At 60.8% G+C, this 15507-nt stretch carries 12 protein-coding genes; 4 read left to right on the top strand and 8 right to left on the bottom strand.

Translation table 11 applies throughout. The annotated features are described in order from the left end of the window. The first annotated feature begins 32 nt into the window (after positions 1 to 32). From ACZI8Q_RS06790 to ACZI8Q_RS06780, 3 genes are read left to right on the top strand one after another with little or no spacing between them, the layout of a single operon-like run. A complete protein-coding gene (locus tag ACZI8Q_RS06790) occupies positions 33 to 269 on the top strand; it encodes a hypothetical protein (RefSeq protein ID WP_463372737.1) in 237 nt (78 codons plus the stop codon). Beyond that, positions 266 to 865 (top strand): DUF3558 domain-containing protein, encoded by a 600-nt coding sequence (locus tag ACZI8Q_RS06785; protein WP_463372736.1) that lies wholly within the window; start codon positions 266 to 268, stop codon positions 863 to 865. Before ACZI8Q_RS06790 ends, ACZI8Q_RS06785 begins: the two co-directional genes overlap by 4 nt. After that, a complete protein-coding gene (locus ACZI8Q_RS06780; RefSeq protein ID WP_463372735.1) occupies positions 862 to 1524 on the top strand; it encodes a DUF3558 domain-containing protein in 663 nt (220 codons plus the stop codon). Before ACZI8Q_RS06785 ends, ACZI8Q_RS06780 begins: the two co-directional genes overlap by 4 nt. A gap of 50 nt (positions 1525 to 1574) precedes the next feature. On the opposite strand, the gene ACZI8Q_RS06775 is transcribed toward ACZI8Q_RS06780, so the two are convergent. Genes ACZI8Q_RS06775 through ACZI8Q_RS06760 form a run of 4 tightly spaced genes read right to left on the bottom strand, consistent with a single transcriptional unit; the run spans position 1575 to position 3827 of the window. Next, positions 1575 to 2372, bottom strand: coding sequence for a hypothetical protein (locus tag ACZI8Q_RS06775; RefSeq protein WP_463372734.1), 798 nt, complete (start codon positions 2370 to 2372; stop codon positions 1575 to 1577). 12 nt (positions 2373 to 2384) lie between these two features. After that, positions 2385 to 2759: a hypothetical protein gene (locus tag ACZI8Q_RS06770; protein ID WP_463372733.1), complete on the bottom strand. Its 375-nt coding sequence runs from the start codon at positions 2757 to 2759 to the stop codon at positions 2385 to 2387. A gap of 25 nt (positions 2760 to 2784) precedes the next feature. After that, positions 2785 to 3516, bottom strand: a complete 732-nt coding sequence (locus ACZI8Q_RS06765; protein ID WP_463372732.1) for a hypothetical protein — start codon at positions 3514 to 3516, stop codon at positions 2785 to 2787. Continuing rightward, positions 3513 to 3827, bottom strand: coding sequence for a type VII secretion target (locus ACZI8Q_RS06760; protein ID WP_463372731.1), 315 nt, complete (start codon positions 3825 to 3827; stop codon positions 3513 to 3515). Before ACZI8Q_RS06760 ends, ACZI8Q_RS06765 begins: the two co-directional genes overlap by 4 nt. A gap of 376 nt (positions 3828 to 4203) precedes the next feature. Here ACZI8Q_RS06760 and ACZI8Q_RS06755 point away from each other — a divergent pair, with 376 nt between their 5' ends. Continuing rightward, positions 4204 to 4560, top strand: coding sequence for a hypothetical protein (locus ACZI8Q_RS06755; RefSeq protein WP_463372730.1), 357 nt, complete (start codon positions 4204 to 4206; stop codon positions 4558 to 4560). Positions 4561 to 4755: 195 nt separating this feature from the next. Here ACZI8Q_RS06755 and drmB read toward each other — a convergent pair whose 3' ends face one another. From drmB to ACZI8Q_RS06735, 4 genes are read right to left on the bottom strand one after another with little or no spacing between them, the layout of a single operon-like run. Further along, positions 4756 to 6492: a DrmB family protein gene (gene drmB / locus ACZI8Q_RS06750; RefSeq protein ID WP_463372729.1), complete on the bottom strand. Its 1737-nt coding sequence runs from the start codon at positions 6490 to 6492 to the stop codon at positions 4756 to 4758. Then, positions 6492 to 9635, bottom strand: coding sequence for a helicase-related protein (locus ACZI8Q_RS06745; protein WP_463372728.1), 3144 nt, complete (start codon positions 9633 to 9635; stop codon positions 6492 to 6494). The genes drmB and ACZI8Q_RS06745 overlap by 1 nt, the downstream gene beginning before the upstream one ends. Positions 9636 to 9638: 3 nt before the next feature. Next, positions 9639 to 11363 carry an AAA family ATPase gene (locus ACZI8Q_RS06740; RefSeq protein WP_463372727.1) on the bottom strand — a complete coding sequence of 575 codons (1725 nt, stop codon included), beginning with the start codon at positions 11361 to 11363 and terminating at the stop codon, positions 9639 to 9641. Further along, positions 11344 to 14361, bottom strand: coding sequence for a DEAD/DEAH box helicase (locus ACZI8Q_RS06735; RefSeq protein ID WP_463372851.1), 3018 nt, complete (start codon positions 14359 to 14361; stop codon positions 11344 to 11346). The genes ACZI8Q_RS06740 and ACZI8Q_RS06735 overlap by 20 nt, the downstream gene beginning before the upstream one ends. Positions 14362 to 15507 lie beyond the last annotated feature (1146 nt).

The raw sequence follows: 15507 nt of genomic DNA, 5'->3' as shown, positions 1-15507 counted from the left end.
GCGATGAGATGCTCGATATGATCCACAATTAGATGCAGGCAGCCACCAAGATCGACAAGGTCGAATGCTTCGGCGGGTTCCGGATCGGGCAACAACTGACCGCCGGGTACGCGCGAAAAGCGGAAGAGGTTCGGACAAGACTCAGGCAGTACGAGGCTGTGATCCTGGATATGCGTGAAGCATTCGCCACAGGTGGCGAGGCGTTCGCCGACGCCGACGGCAAGTTGGCCAGGTCGTTGGCCGAACTCGAACACGGAGCAATCGTATGACGCTGAAGATTGTCACCCCCGTACTCGTCGTCGCGGTCTCACTCACGTTGACGGCGTGCGGAACCGACACAGCGAACTCGGCGCCCGGATCTGCAGTATCCGAGACGCAAGGAGCCGAGAGCTCGACACGAACGCCCCGCCATACCGACGATTCGGGTCGACCGCCGGTCACCTTCGATCCGTGCCTCGACATTCCCGATCACGCGCTGATCGAGGCCGGCTACGACCCGGCCTCTGAAAAAGAAGCGGACTATCCCGCGGGCGCGTACACGTTCCTCGGCTGTCAATACGACACGAAAGAAGTCCAGTACGGACTGAACGTCCTCTCGGGAAACATCACGTTCGCGGAGGAACTCGAGAAGGTCAGGGCCTACTCCACACCCACCGAGATCAATGGACGTCGAGCCCTGGTGGAGGTCCGGCAAGAGATGCCGAATGGCTGCGCAGTAAGCATAGAAACCGACTACGGCGTCCTCATCGTTGCGAGGGATACCTTCCGCACCCACTCCACTCAGGAGATCCCGTTCGATACCTGGTGCGACGGACTCGAGGAAACGGCCAGCATTTTCGCGCGCTACCTGCCGTCGTCCCAGTGATCGACCGGTCCGGTTCCGTCGGCCGACTCGTCGACACACAATGCGCCATGCCGTGGCGGGCGAGATCGGCTGGCGTCACCGCCACACTCGCCGTCTGCGCGTCGATTGCTCTGACCGCCTGCGGAACCGACGCAGCGAACACGGCAACGGGATCTGCCATACCCGAGACGCAAGCAGCCGACAGCTCGACACGAACGCCCCGCCATACCGACGATTCGGGTCGACCGCCGGTCACGTTCGATCCGTGCCTCGACATTCCCGATCACGCGCTGATCGAAGCCGGCTACGACCCGGAATCAGAAGGAAAAGCCGACTTCCCGACAGGTACGTACACCTTCCTCGGCTGCGATTACGACACCGACCCTGTCCAGTACGGGGTGAACATCCTCTCCGGCAACATCACGTTCGCGGAGCAACTCGAGAAGGTCAAGGACTACTCCACGCCCATCGAAATCGACGGACGACGGGCCTTGCTGGACGCACGGCAAGAGTTCCCGAACACCTGCTCCGTAAGCATCGAAACCGATTACGGAATCCTCATCATTGCCCGAAACCTCTTCCGAACGCACTCCAGTCAGGAGTTCCCGTTCGACACCTGGTGCGACGGACTCGAGGAAACGGCCAGTATTTTCGCGCGCTACCTGCCCTCGTCCTCATAGCTCATCGATTCGATTCCAACGCAGTCCTGGCGCCGGGAGGATGGCTGAGCTCACTCCGACTTGCGCAGTGACTCGATGATCTCGTCCGCGTCCGCGTCGGACAGTGAGTCCTCCACGCCGGTGGCTCGGTTGATCATGAAGATCGCCACCTCGGCATTGGAGTACGAGGGTGTTGCGACGATGTCGAACGTTGCGCTTCGCGGTTCGCACGGCCCGTCCATGTGAATATCGGTGACCAGGGCCGTGTATCGCACACTCGGACGACCTGACACGTCTACTTCGAACGGACCTCGAATCCGAACGGTCGGACGTTGTCCCTCGTCGCCTGTGTAGATTCGTTCGGCCTGTGTGATCGCATCCCGTGCGGCGGTGTCCACGTCGACGGCGTTCCGGCCAGTGATTCCTACAGCCGCCAGTTCAGCACTGTCCGATTCTTCGCAGTAGCCGTAGCCGTAGTCGCTGACAGCGCCGTATGTGGCGATCGAGCCGTTGTTGTCCGACCATCCCATGATTGCACTGTTGGTCGGTCGCCATAGCTCGCCCGGCGGCACCACATATGTCAGGCCGTACCTGGTGGGCACTGGCTGAGGTTCGCCGTCGACGACGTCGACGAGGGGCGGAGGAAACTCCATCGACGGAAACCCGGCTGGCGGCGGCACATAGGGAGCGGAGTCCGGCTCCACTGGCGACGCGGACCAGCCCGGCGATTCCTTCAGCTCATGGGCCGGTGATTGGCTTCCCATCCATAAGGCTAGGTAACCAATTGCGGGAATCGCCGCAATCGCTAGCGCAAGCTTGGCCAACGGGGCCAGTAGTCCGTGCTTCTTGAGAAAGCTGAAAATCTTCATTTCGTGACGGCGCTACCAGCCTGGCTTCAGGATCGATCCACGGTTCTGGAAGTACTCGTCGTCGTCCTGCTCATCCGCTTCCGGTTGCGAGGAGTCGCGGCGCAAGGACTCTTCGTACTCAGAGTCGATCTGGCGACGTCCTTGCTCTGCCAACGACTCCTTCTCTTCATCCGTCATTTGCGCGGCCTCGGCCACGGCGGCCTCGGTGAAGGGGCGGAACATTTCGGAAAAGTTGGTTGTCGTCACTACGTCACGCAGATTCTTGTCGCCGCTCAGGACCTCACGCAACATGTTGCCCATCGCCGGATCAGGTGCGTTGTCGGCCAGCAGTTTGACCGACTTCCTCAACTGCGCGGCAAGTGCTGGATCGTCACGTAGTACGTCCATCAAGGGTTCCTTGTCCGGCTCCACGTCAAACACCCCCGGTCTGGTAAGCAGCGTTCGGAAGTTGGGGCAGTGACTTCTCTTTGACAGTTGCCAGGTTGCCGGCGATGAGACCGACGGCGCCTTGCGCGCCTGCCCATGCCCGACTGATCCACGTCTGAACCATCCCGACCAGATCCCATGCCCGCTTTGCTGTAATCAAAGCGGTTGCCAGGAATCCAGCAGCAATCGGCGCACCCAAACCCGTTGCCGTGGCAATGGCGCTGGTGGCCAATTCGGCGACGATGATGATCAGGGTGTCGACGAGGGTTCCCATCAGGTCTTTGATCGCTTCGGATGCCTCGTACAACCCCATCGATGTCTGCTCGAGTTGGGTGGACATGGCCTGGATCGCATTGCTCTGGCGCGCGATTACGTCACTCAACTCGGTGAAGTAGCGTTCCGCGCCATTCGCCGCATCGCCTTTCCACGTTGTCATCGCCGTCGATGCGGCCGATGACAATTGGCCGGCCATCTCCGTATTGAACTTCGCCAGACCTTCAAGAGATTTGCCTGCGACCTGAACTGCCTGCCAGTCGCCAGCATATTGTTCGGCGATCCACGCCCACGGGTCGTTGGTCCCAACCATGCCGCAGAACACCATCGCTTCACCAACGAGATAGGTCGGGGAAGTGATCGAGCCGTCAAGAGCGTTCTCCAGAAGGTTCGGTACCGGATCCTCCGGCGTGGGCGTCGTCAGCGCTGAGGTCGGTTCGGTCACAGCACATCACCTCCAACCGCACCGAGCCGTGCAGTTGTCTCAACTTCCTGCGTGCGGTAGTTCTGAGCCGCGGTGCTCAAGTTCTGCGCAGATACTTCTGTCAATTGCCGCATCGAGTCAAGGTTGTCCACGAGCGTTTCGCGCATGTCCTCGATCTGTTGCAATACCGGCAGGAAAATCAGCCCAACGTCCGAAGCGCCTATCGACAAGTAACGCGTGACGTGGTTGGTCGCGTCAACGCACTGAGCCGACAGTTCCCCTGTTCGGTGCGCGAACGCGTCGACATCCGCCGGAACAACTTCCAAGGTCATTTCGCCCCCTCAATGATTTCGTCAAAACTATCATTACCGATCCACTTCTCGCCGCGCTGTATCGCTGCCACCGATTTGCCGAGGAGAGTGGTCATGTCGCACTATCGACGGCATGACCCAAACCTCCGTTGCATTCCCTCTTCGTCAGGTCGATGTAGCGGAAGCGCCCCAACGGCGGCACGCGCACATGAGGGAACTCGACGCGACACTGCCCTCGATTTGCGTGCGACACGGGCAACCAAGCACGCGCTCGCGGAGAGCGCGTGTTCCCTCGCGTCCACACATTCCGTGGGATGACCTTTCGCCCGGTCGCAAGATTCTGTACCAACTCCAGCCATACGCGAATCTGAGGCGTATTCAGGCTCGATGGTCCCTCATGATCTGGACGGACACACGCTGGCCGGTGTGCTCCTCCTGCCTGTGGTATCTCGCTGCGCGACGGCTTCTGAGCCTCGCCCTCGTTGCACTGACAGCAATCGTCATCACCGGCCCCATTTCGCCGTTGATGGAGTGGATACCAGAAGGCCCGCGCTCCTTGCTCCTCATCCTCGGCATCCTGCTCGCGATACCAACCATCAGAAGCATGTCAACATACAAGGAACTCTTCCGAGCGGAAACCTCGGAGGACGGCACCGAACTGGTCATCAAGAGGCCACACCCCGAGTTCGCCGCTGAGGCAACTGCATTGGGCGCGACGCGTCCCGATGCCGACGAACTCGCGATCAAGCCGTAGCCACCGCCTGATAGAGAGTTGTAATCCGTCGCCGGTCTCGCAGTCGATTTTCCCTACGGGCGGTGCGGGCCTCATCGTCACCTGTGTGCCCGAATAGTCAGTGGTCTTTCCGTAAGTCCCGTAGCCAACCTGAATGGGCTCTTCCCGATCGGGAGTGCATGACCCACTCAGCAGCTGCCCTTGTCGGTGCTCGCTTCACGATTGATATAGGAGTAGACCATTACGCGACATTCCGTCTTCCCCGACCAGGCACACTCGGTCAAGGTACCGATTCTGGTACTCGCATGAGACCTCAGGCGCGAGAAGACACGAATGACATGCAGCCAGGTTTGTTGCACCCGCGCCGGTTGCGACAGCCTCCAGACACACCGGATCAGCCGAACACCATTGTGCTGCGTCCGTTGCCGCCTCGATGATCTTGGCAATGTTGTCGACCGTGCCGTGCGAGCACAAACCACCGAGACTTCCTGCGGCATCGGCAGTCGCCGTATAAAGCAGAATGCCCGCCTGTCCGGATTCCGCGTATACCCTCTCTCGGATCGACGACGCCGGATATCCCGTGTCCAACGCCAGCTGACGAAGCAGGGCGTGCGACAGCGAATGCAGGGCGAGAAAGCGCGGCGAAATCGGTGGCAACACACAGCCAGCCGCGGACTGGGCGGAATCCTGCAGCGTCTGTGCGCGACGCCGAGCCAGTTCAGACGTTTCCCAGGTCGCCAATACCTCGTCTCGCAATCGAACGAAGATACCCTCCCCAAGCACCTCGATCGCCGGCAACCACCCCATCTTGGATCGGGACAAGACCCCCGAAAGAGAACCAGACTTCACCTGGGAGGTACCGACCCTCGCAAACCCGCTGAGTGCACGCACCTCCCGAAGCCGAGGAACCCGCGAGACCAGATCGATGAGATCACCAGCTCGGTCGGTCGGGGAAGCCTCGGACGGGAAGCACACAAAAGTCTTGGTCCCGTCATCCTCTGGATGGAGGCGACCCAACGCCTCGTACTCAGCTGCCCGGAGCTCCTTGCTCGCCTCGGCGTAGTCCTTAGGTCTGGCCGCCTTGACAGTCCGATAGGCCGACACGAGCTCGCTTTGGTCGACTTCGTATTGCCGAGCCTTGATCCCGAGGTACATGGACACATCGGATTCACGCATGCCGTCGAGTTCCGAGAGTATCGTTTCGAGGGCCTCTTCGGCCCTCGTCAGGTCGCGGTCGACGGTCAGCGCCGAACGCACATCTGCGAACCACACGTTGGAAGCACCGCGCTGGAGCCCGACTAGTCGCTCGATGCATTCTTCCGTGTCCTTGTCGAGCCATGGCGAGTGGCCTCCACACCGCATCGACAACGATCCGCTCCCGAGAGCCCCCTGTAGAGATCGAGAGGCCCCGCATTCGCACTTGATCGCAATGCCGGCCAGGCTGGAATCCGCGGAACTCGTGATGATCCTCAACGAATGGTCGCCGTCGTCACTCACGCCCGTTCCGCGGTGCACCCAATAGCGATACGGAAAATCCTGGATGTGCCCAGTCGGGCAACAGGCTACGAAGCGCGATGGAACGAGCTTGGGGCTGATGCAGAACCGACAGCGATTTACGTACTCGCCCTTCGGTTTGTCCGCAAGGCGACCAAACCTGTCCAGCCTGTTGCACTTCGGACAGGACACCCACTCAGGAAAGCGAACCATCGGCACCATTCCCGAAACATCGCCACCGGGAGGCGCGAGGAGGCGAGACACACCCAGGAGTTCGCACAATCGCCGCTCGTCGACCTGCAGCCGATTGTCAGCCCTCCAGTGATCGAGTCCCGCGATCATGAAGCTCTCCGATTCGACGGGCAGGAGTGCCCCTACTCCGTAGGTGGTGATCATCTGCGTGCGCCTGATCGAGGTCTTGATCGGTGGGGACTTACGGATCTTTCTCGTGATGGCCATCAACTGCCACTTCCCTTGAGGTTCTTGACATACAAGCGTGTTTCCGCATCAACGTCGCGCATGCTCGACAACGCCGGCCAGGGCGGCTCGCCCACCGGGAAACTGCCCGGTCGAGAGTTGTCTCCCCCGGTAGAGGCCAGCAGAGGGTGTCCGTCAGAGGCGGCGACCGCGGCCTGGGGAGGCCGCAGCGTCCCGTACCGGTCGACCAACCCGGCGTCGGCTGCCTCCCCCCAATCCCGAACTAGCGCTGACAGTTGGGCACGGAATGGCTCTGCTTCTTCAGGCGAGATGCGTCGCGCACGGTCGACAAGGGAGTCGATCAGGCCACCGATCTCCTTCCGATACTTCTCGACGGAAGCTGCCGAAGCGTCACCGCGGAGACTAGCGACGAGAAGGCGAACCGCGGCAACCAGCATCCCGTGCGCCCCGCGGTCTCTGGCGCGGGATGCGAAGGGTGTCGCTGTGGTTGCCTCGACCTCGCGGTACAGGGCTCGATGGAACGGAATGAACGATTCGTAGTGCGAGGCGTCCCGCGACCTGTTCGAGTTGAGGGCAACCACAACCAGTCCCGGATGCCTACGTCCCACGCGGCTGGTCGACTGGATGTATTCGGATGTGCTCTGGGGCTGTCCTGCGACGACCATCAGACCCAGTCGGTCGATATCTAGCCCGACGGAGATCATGTTGGTCGCGAGGACCACATCCGGGCTTCCCGAGTCGGGGTACGAGGTCTCCAGGCGCGCCATCGCGCCAGGGATCCTCGTCTGGTCGACACGTGACGTGAGCTCGACGGGCTCTGGCGACACGCCTCGGCCGCTAGTCTGCTTGCGCGTGGCGAGCACCTCGACGCGGTCGGGAACGTCGTCAAGAACCTGGAGATATGTCGAACCCAGGACTCGCAGACTGTTGAAATAGCCCAACAATGTCCAGTAGTCGTCGCGGACAGAATCTTCGACGTCCAGGTCATTGACCGCTTGCAGCATGGCGGAATACACCCGGACTAGCAGAGTTGCTTGGCTGGTACCGGGAGCCATGACACCGACGTATCGCCGGGTGCCCTTCTGTTGGGGGGTGGCTTCGACGGCAAAATAGTTGTCCTCAGGGTCCAGCCCCGGCGGCGGAAACTGAACCGATCCCCGGTCGAACACATTCCGCACTTGACGCTCGGCGCGACGGATGGTCGCTGTGGACGCGAGAACCTTCGGTCGACCGTCCTTCGTACAAGCCAGGTCGAGCGCGGATTCGTACAGTCCCACCATCGTTCCCAATGGCCCCGAGATTAGGTGCAATTCGTCCTGCACGATCAAGTCGGGCCTCGAGTGCGGTCCGTCGACGGAGAGGAGGTCACCCACTTGGGGACGCCAAGTCATCATCGCGAACTTGTCGACCGTTCCGATCAACAGAGACGGACGCACCCGGTAGACATCGTCATCCGTGACGTAGAGAGGCAACCGGTCGCTGAATTCGCACGCAAAGGAAGAACATCTGATCTCCAGTCGTGACTTGTCGATCATTTCGTAATTGTTGTGATCCATCGCAGTCCCGCACCATGGGCACCGAAGCAACTGAACCGGGGTGGACCCTTCCGGTTGATGCCCCGAGGCGATGCTGTTCAGAATTCGTTGCGCGTCATCGACCTTGTTGGGACTTGCCTTGTCGCCCACCCAGAGTCCGAGGGAGATCTCGACGGAACTCGGAATCTCCCGGCGGCGGATCAATTCGAGTCCACAGATCAGGCCGGCTGCACGTTCGAACTGCTGCCTCGTCAATAGCCGGAGCGTATAACGCATGATAGCTGACACTCCGCCGTCATCGTGGCGCCGGAGTCTCCTCAGCAGGATCGTGAAGCCGATACAACCAAGGTATGCCTCGGTCTTGCCACCACCGGTGGGAAACCACAGGAGGTCGACAATGTCGCGGTCGGGGTGTGTGCTTCGTGCCATTGCCGGCAGATTCATCAGAATGAACGCAATCTGAAATGGACGCCATCGCTGCGCATCGGACGTCGCACCGCGCCCCCGGTCCTGTGCTTGTCGCTGCTCCAGCATTGCCTCGTTCATCAACTGAAACGCGCGGCCCACCAGAGGGTCTGCGGGGTCGTCAAGGATCTCGACTCCGGCGCGGATACGTTCGGCACACTGCTTGGCGAGGTCGATGTGAGTGAGTGCCTGCTGGCGATGTGGATCAGCGATGGCCTCCGCGTCACGGTATCGAGCCGCTATCCACCGTTCGTACGATGCCGCAAGTTCGAACAGCTGCGCGCAATCACTGCTGGTAGCCAGCCTCTCCATGTCGAGGTCGTATGTCCCGAATTCATCGTCGGAATCACCTCCGGAGGGTCGTGCGAGCTGCACGTCCTGGAACGGAACGAAAGTCGTGGCCAGCTCGTCGACCCGCTCGGCCGAATCGTCCCACGTCACGGCACAGCCGTGACCGATCGCCAGTGCAGGTTCATTGCGGTACAGAAAATCCGTCGAGCGTGTGTCCGGATCCTCACTGAGGCTCTCCCGGTGGCGCCTGCGGTCAACGAATTGCCCCGGAGCAGCACGAACCGTGATGCGCGGCCTGAACCAACACTGCGCGTCGGCCTTGCCCGGCTCGCCTGGCTTCGCGGTGTTCACAAGGGACAGCGAGATCCGAATCATTCCATCGACCGCAGCACGGACAATCCCGACCAGCCTGAGGGGTTCATCACCAATCGGTTCGCCAATTCGTCGTGGCGAACCGGTGTCGATCTTCAGATCCACGTCGGTTGCGACGTCCACCGCATGCCAACGCCCATCCTCTTCCCGATACCGCCGTGCAAACACCCCGACGGACACAGCCGCGGTTTCCAGTTCGTTCACTGTGAACGTCAGACCGAACGATGACGGTCTGGTGGCGTGTGACAGGGCCATCGCCGAATCGTTGTCCTCGTCATCGACCGAGCCGGTGCCGCGTCTCTCCGTCTGCGATCCCTCCGACTCCATCTTCGGCACGTACTCGATGCGGCCGTCCGGTCGTGGATGGAGGACTCCCACGACGATCCGGTTCAGTGGGCGCTCATGCAGGGGTGTCGCGTCCTCGGGCCCCATGAGTTCGCGCTCGAGTTCGTCGACGATCTCCTGTCGAGCCTCATACCATGGGCCCAGATCCTCCACCATGAGTCATACCTTTCGCTGGATCGATGCCATTCCGAACGGCCGCAGTTTGAGCCAGAAGCTGGCGCCGTCGACAGTTGCCCATCGACTCTCCACACCGTCGACACACACCGGGCCAAGCTCGGGCCACGCCCCGTTTCGAATCCCCGGCAGACTGGCCAGCATCCGTCCGAACTGGGGCGTAGTCACCCCGACAGCGCTGCCGGCGACGGAGCAACGGTACGTGGGCCAGTTGGCATGGCCCGAGGCAAGCAACTCGAACTCAGCCAGCGAATCCTCATCGAGTGATGCGAGTATCTTCTGCCCTTCTGATCCCCCGACCATCCGATCGGACGCCAGGCAGTCCGGCGTAACACTTATGGCGTCGGCCGAATTCGAGCCGGGCTTCGGCTGATACCACAAACCGGAAGTCCGCGTGCTCTTTAGATAGTTGGGGCGCCGTTCATCCACGACGACGATCTTGTCTCGTGCACGAGACAGCGACACGTATAACAGTTCACACTCAGGCTGCCGCGATCCCACCCGCGTGAGCAGGTCGTGGGCACCCACGACGGCGACGTTGTCCCATTCCAGCCCCTTCGCCTGATGGATTGTCGACACGAGCACGCCACCGCTCCGATCGGCAAACCACGGAGCCAAGGGATCCACGGCACCTCGGCAGACCCGGGCCAACTTTGACCAATCGATCAAGTCCCCCTGCCCAGCCTCCGCCAACATGATCCTGAACCAGGCGACGTCGACCTCTGACCGTGAGGCCGCAAACTTCTCGAAGTCGCTTTGCGACACGGCTTCGCCACCGGTTGCCCACCAGAGGATGGCTACCCACGGCGCCACGCGCGGATGGACTCGACCTGGCTGCCGCCACACACACCGATGTCCACGCATCGATAACTCCTGAAAGAGCTGCAACACTTCGGCGTTGGTGCGAGCCAGCACAGAAGTGGACCCCCGCCACTCCGTGGCACGCTCCGCGAATTCGTCGATGCTCCAGTGAGTGAACTCGGTCAGCAGGTCGTCGAGCACGCTCTCGCGCGTATCACTATCGGCCGTGCGCAGCTCCCCGGAACTGGCGGCAACCTTTCGCGGCCCACGTCGCCGCGAACGGTGGTCCCCCGCGAGTTCGTAGAACTTCGATATCGAGCGTCGGCCGAGCTCCTCCACTAGGGTGTCCCAACCGGAAACCCCTCGCGCGGACTCGCCGGCCAAGAACTCGTAGACCGACTGCATCGGGTCGCCGAAGATTGTCACACCAGCATCTGGGCCAATGCGATCAATTATCGCGCAGAGCATTTCACGGCGCAGCGCTGACATATCCTGGGCTTCATCGACGATGAGGTGCACGACATCGTCGAGATCGCCGTCATAGTTCGAACGAAGCCGGTCGGTCGCCCTGCGAACCACACCATCGAAGTCCGGAACCTCCCCAGCGGCCGTATCCGATTCGTCGACCAATTGCCAGGCCAACGAATCCAACGTCATAGCCGCGATATCCACCGGTCGGTCGTGCAATACACCACCGAAGGCATCGAGGGCCGCTGACATCGCCGAACGAGAGAACGACACGAACAAGATAGACCGATCGTCGAGATCGCCCGACTTCCGGACGATCTCGTCGATCAGCAGGATGCTCGTGGTCGTCTTTCCTGCGCCAGGCCCTGCGACAACGATCCTGCGCTCAACGAGGGGGGCGTCCAGGACCAGCGACTGTGAGCTATCCGGCGCCGGCAGCACTTTCCCCGTCCATTTCCGCGTCGATGATGTCCTTCAGGGGCTGGTAAACGATACTGTCGCCGAACTCGACGATATTGTCGAGCACGTTGACGATCAGCACGTTGTCGGTTCCGCCGTTCCGTGGGCCTCGAAGACCCCGTCCAACCATCTGCATGTACCGGACCTCGCTGCTCGTCGGCCGGGTAATGTAGACGGCGTCCGTCGTGGGTGCATCGAATCCCTGTGACAAGACGGCATAGTTGGTCAGAACCTTCAGCTCCCTCAACTTGAACCGGTCGATCGCTGTTCGCCGATCCTCGGGACTTGTGTCCTGGTCGATCGAAGCAGCGGGTCTCCCTGCGAGGGTGAGCAGAGTGGCAAGGGTCTGCGCATTCTCCACCGAGGCGGCGAACACAACGATCTGCCAGTCGGCGGGCTTCTTCATGATCGAGGTGACAATGGTCCTAGTGCGATCTTCGTCGGCACCGAGTCTCGATTCGGCACTCCTGGATAGCCAGTACTTCGACCTGAACTCCTCGATCTCTTTATCGGACAGATCGATCGATGTTCCGTACAGGATCTCAAGGCTTGCACGGGCGAGCACCTTGTCCCGCTGCAGCCTCACTTGGGGGAGTTCGGCTCCGAACACGCCGTCATCGAGAATGTTCTCGTCGAATCGACGCAAAAGTCGTTGAGTCTCGTCACTGTCCCGGCGGCCACGGAACGGAGTGGCAGTCAAACCGACTAGCGGCTTGGTACGGTCACTCACTCCCCGACCGAGCCACTCCAGAATCTTCGTATAGGACTGGTGGAGCGCACCATGCGCCTCATCGATAACGACCAGCGGAGCATCAGCCAGCCACGCGAAGGTCTCGTTATCGACTGCCCGACTGAGCACCTTCTTCCACGTTGCTACGACGACCTGAACCCCCGCTGATTCCTCCTCCATTTCGTAGCTGGACCAGAATCGGCTGAGGATCAGCTGTGTATCTTGCCTGCCGACGGCGCGCCACAGGAATGACCACGCGTCGATTGCCTGCTCACACAACTCCTCTCCATCCGCGATCCATAGGATGGGGCCTGAGAATGAACCATCGAAACCCGGAGTGTCTAGAACGCCCTCCCCGATCGCCTCCACCATGGTCTGAACGGCCACTCGTGTCTTTCCGGCACCAGTTGGGAGTGAGATGATACCGCGCCGGGGTCCCTCCCCACGGAGTAATGCCATCAGGCGTTTCGACACGATCTCCTGGTAGTCATGCAAGTTGCCGAGGCGGGTCGGGCCGTCGACGTACTCGGTCGGCTTGTTCCGACGCCTGGCCTTATTGCCCGCCCAATGTTCGCCGAAACCCAGCTGCGCCACCCACTTGCGCGTGTTGAATGACCCGGACCAAGTCGACGGTGGAGTGCGAGGCAAGCCCTGTGGGTCAACCCTGCAGACACGTTCGAGCGCACGAACACCATGCATCGTGACGCAAAGCTGTGCCAGTGTGATTCCGTCGGGTTCCGAAGAACCATTACGAACGAGGTAGCGGAGAGCATCACGAGGGATCAGAGATTGGAGGCGCTCCTCTCCCGCGAACATCAGCAGGCGTTCAGCATCAGTCGACGCCTTCTTGATATTCCGAATGCGCTTCGTATTTCGCCTACTTTCCATGTCACGAAGGAGCGCATCCACCTGCTCGTCGGAGTCGTCATGTAGGAGGCAGCCAAGAACCTGCTGGAGAATCAGGTGCTCAGTGGCACCCGTGACCAGGATTCTGTCGCCTTCACGCCCGCTCGCGCAGGACACGCGCACTTCCGGCTGGCCAGGGACGGCTGCAACTTTGCTGATCGAGAGGCACTTCTGCAGCTGTAGGTCGTCAGGATCGTCAACGAGGTCAAGGGTGTCGAGAATGTCGTACACGTCAGTGAGCACCTCGGACTCAGCACTCGTCTCGTATGCGTAGGTGACCGGCAGTTGTTTCCCTTCAATACAACCCCAGAGCTCGCGCAGGTTGTAGACATCGTCTCCATTGTCGACAACCAGACTAGGGATGCCGAACCCGTCGAGCTCTTGGTAGGCAGTACTACCCTGCACGACGGCCACCTTCCGCCGCTCTTCCTCGACCCATTCCCCATTGCGATGGACCCAAAGTCGGTCGGGAGGAGTGCCCTGATGAGCCAGGCACCACCACGCGTATAGTCGCCCTACCCTCTCCACATCGTCTCGGTCGACGTGGATTTTTACAAGTCTGGCGAATCCCGTCGGACTAAGTGCCTCGATATCTGTCCGCAGCTTGAGCGTTACTTCCGTTTCCTGACTGACGACGATTTCCGTTAGCGTCGGCAACAATCCTTCGAACTCATCCCTGTTCTGCGATGCAACGAATACTTCGCCGACGGGCATCGGCCCCAGTGTGGTCGGGAGCATGCCGTGCTTGCGCACCCACCAGATCTCCGGCGCTGTAAACCGGAGCGTCCTTGTCACACTCGGATGGGTAACTCGGACTCGTGGATCGTGAACGTCATTGAGCACTGCAGTGGTCAACGCTACTTTATTCGTGACACCGAGGTCCGAAAGGAGTTCGAGCGGCCCGAGAGGGGCGTCTATCGAGTCGATCACGATCCGCTCGCGTGCTTGGATACCCAGCCCCATGGGTTCGCTGACTTCTTCCTTGACAGCGGTACGATACTTGGCGAGCCACGGCTCGTGACGCTGCGTCACTGACCGAACTGGGCGGGTCCGGACACCCAACAGCGCTAGTATCTCAAGGTCCGCCGCATGATATGCACCGTCGACGAGATGCGCTCCATCGTCCTTCAACTGCTTGAGACACTCCCCCGCCATGTAGAGGCCGTGGGGAAGCACCCACTCGCCGAATCCATTACGAACCCGAACCAGCTGGGCAGCCCGACCCCGCAAGATCCCATCGAAGGCCTCACCGACCATCGACTCACCCGAACCGCGCATTGCCATCCACAGTTCGTCCCATTCGACGCTGCCAGTCTTGCTGAGTTGGTCGAGTAGCTGCAGCATCGCACCGCCATCTTCGAATGCGGTGATGCCGAGGTGGGCCAGAGCGTCCGCAGTCGATTCTTGAGCCGAGACTCGATCGTCAACGAAGTTGGACCCCTGCTGCCCAGAATTGGTGCGGACGAAGCACCGACCACGAATAGGCTGAGCAAGCAACCCGTTCTCCAACAAGACGATCCGCGAATCACGGACGTCCATCTCCGTGTTTCCACGGCGCGAGACGAGGCCCGCGGCTATCTCGATCACCGCCGCCGAGTTCTCGGCGGTGGGATCCGAAACAACGGACTGTAACCACTGCAGTACCCGACCAACTCGGTGCGGGTTGTCCTGCATTAATCGATCCACCTTCGAACGACGCTCAGTACTCGTCGTACAGTCCGGGTGGACCCATTCGCTGCGGTTACCCGCAACCTTTAGCCACTGAACAGCGAACTCATTCACATCCTCGGGCACACGGCGCATCGAGCTGGGCGCTCGCATCTGCCCATCAAGATCGGGAAGACAACGTGACTTCCGCAATGCCTGGTATACAGGCTCGTTCAGGACCTCATCAGCCCAACTTCGCTCTTCTCGGCCCCTAGCCGGCAGCACGTCGATGTACCGACCGAATGCGCCGTCTGCGACCAGTTCCTTACGTGCGTCGACCACAAGCTGCGGAATGACATCCACCAGAATCTCGGAGTTGAAAGGGCATTCAATCACGTTGATGCGATCGTCCGACAGCTTCCACGGTGCGTTCACACGCCCGCTCAGCGTGATATCGGATTTCACAGGAAAGAACGCGGACAGTTGCCCGATACCCGCACGACCTGAGACCGGCAGCGCCCAGCTAACCACGATCGACTCGCGTCGCGCAGCATGTCCGGCCGACTCGAGCGCCGCTTCCGACGGCGAGTGCTCGCGCGAAACGACCAGCCACTCTCGGTCCCCATCCTCGGTGGTCAGCGTAATCCTGTTCCCTTTCTTCACCCCCTTGAAATTCCGCTCGCGGCCTGCAAAATCGTCTCGGAGATCGAGCTGACGCACATGAGGTGCAAACAGGTTGAACGACTCGTCGAACTCGCCGATCTCCTCAGAAAGGTGCGAAGCCATGTCGCGCTTCAGTGGCACCTTGACGATCGTGACTGCCCACCTGGAGAGGTCGGTAAG

It is taken from the genome of Rhodococcus quanlei (genome assembly GCF_055231015.1).
Note: the sequence above shows the minus strand (reverse complement) of the source record. Positions and strands in the feature narration are given on the sequence as shown.

Coding starts and splice junctions, on each gene's coding strand:
- ACZI8Q_RS06790 (WP_463372737.1), top strand. CDS start 33: ATGCAGGCAGCCACCAAGATCGACAAGGTCGAATGCTTCGGCGGGTTC.
- ACZI8Q_RS06785 (WP_463372736.1), top strand. CDS start 266: ATGACGCTGAAGATTGTCACCCCCGTACTCGTCGTCGCGGTCTCACTC.
- ACZI8Q_RS06775 (WP_463372734.1), bottom strand. CDS start 2,372: ATGAAGATTTTCAGCTTTCTCAAGAAGCACGGACTACTGGCCCCGTTG.
- ACZI8Q_RS06770 (WP_463372733.1), bottom strand. CDS start 2,759: ATGGACGTACTACGTGACGATCCAGCACTTGCCGCGCAGTTGAGGAAG.
- ACZI8Q_RS06760 (WP_463372731.1), bottom strand. CDS start 3,827: ATGACCTTGGAAGTTGTTCCGGCGGATGTCGACGCGTTCGCGCACCGA.
- ACZI8Q_RS06755 (WP_463372730.1), top strand. CDS start 4,204: ATGATCTGGACGGACACACGCTGGCCGGTGTGCTCCTCCTGCCTGTGG.
- drmB (WP_463372729.1), bottom strand. CDS start 6,492: ATGGCCATCACGAGAAAGATCCGTAAGTCCCCACCGATCAAGACCTCG.
- ACZI8Q_RS06745 (WP_463372728.1), bottom strand. CDS start 9,635: ATGGTGGAGGATCTGGGCCCATGGTATGAGGCTCGACAGGAGATCGTC.
- ACZI8Q_RS06735 (WP_463372851.1), bottom strand. CDS start 14,361: ATGCTGCAGCTACTCGACCAACTCAGCAAGACTGGCAGCGTCGAATGG.